Source organism: Pseudomonas sp. GW821-FHT02A11 (assembly GCF_059421985.1).
Genome location: NZ_JBWKWB010000059.1, coordinates 1 through 983, shown reverse-complemented (window position 1 = coordinate 983; position 983 = coordinate 1). Strand labels below are relative to the sequence as shown.

Here is a 983-nt window from a genome sequence, read left to right as displayed (position 1 = left end):
GACATTCGTTTTCGGAGGTCTGCGATGCGAGCCACAGAGTTCAAGGCTTGGCTATCGGCGATATCCCAGCTTAACCCCGAGCAGCGCAAACAGCTGGAGGCGCGAGTGTTGCGCCCGCACGCGGTGCTGGAAGACGCCCTCGCGATGCCGCAGCAGTGTCCACGCTGCTCGGCAGAGGCGCTGCGTCCTTGGGGAGCGAGCCACGGCTTGCCGCGTTATCGGTGCAAGGCGTGTGGGCGCACCTGCAACGCATTGACGGGAACACCCTTGGCGCGTTTGCGTCATCGTGATCGGTGGGCTGACTATGCCGAGTCCATGACGCAAAGCCTGGTGATTCGCAAGGCTGCCAAGCGCTGCGGTGTGGATAAAACCACTTCTTTTCGTTGGCGGCATCGCTTCCTCAGGTTGATCGCCGAGCACCGTGCCGAGCATGTGTCAGGCGTAGTCGAAGCCGATGAAACGTTCTTCCTTAGATCGTTCAAGGGGCAGCGAGACCTGCCTCGCCCTGCGCGTAAACGAGGCGGTAAAGCGAAGAGCAAGGGTATGAGTGATGATCTTGTGCCGGTGTTGGTGGTGCGCGATCGCAGCCCGCAGCATGCGGACTTTCAACTGGAAAAGCTCGATGGCGCGCATGTAAGCGAGGTGCTCAAGCCGCTGATCAGTCCAGACGCGGTGCTTTGCACCGACAGTGCGGCGGTCTACCACGGCTTCGCCCGCGCGCAAGGCATTACTCACCGCCGATCCAATCTGCGGCAGAAGCGGCGATGCGACGGGGCCTTTCATATCCAGAACGTAAACGCCTATCACGCTCGCTTGAAAGGCTGGCTTCATCCGTTCCACGGCGTGGCGACCAAGTATCTGGCGAATTACCTGGGTTGGCGTCGGATGCTGGAGCGATATGGAAGTCAGCTCAACCCATTGATTTTGCTGAAGGAAGCGCTTGGCTATGAACCTGCGCAACAATTAACGCAGACATAGCCAAT

The 983-nt window shown here is 59.5% G+C and carries 1 protein-coding gene; it reads left to right on the top strand.

All coding sequences use genetic code 11. The features are described from left to right. Nucleotides 1-24: 24 nt before the first annotated feature. On the top strand, nt 25-978 hold the full coding sequence (locus AC07V9_RS29615; protein ID WP_495019169.1) for an IS1595 family transposase: 954 nt from the start codon (nt 25-27) through the stop codon (nt 976-978). Nucleotides 979-983 lie beyond the last annotated feature (5 nt).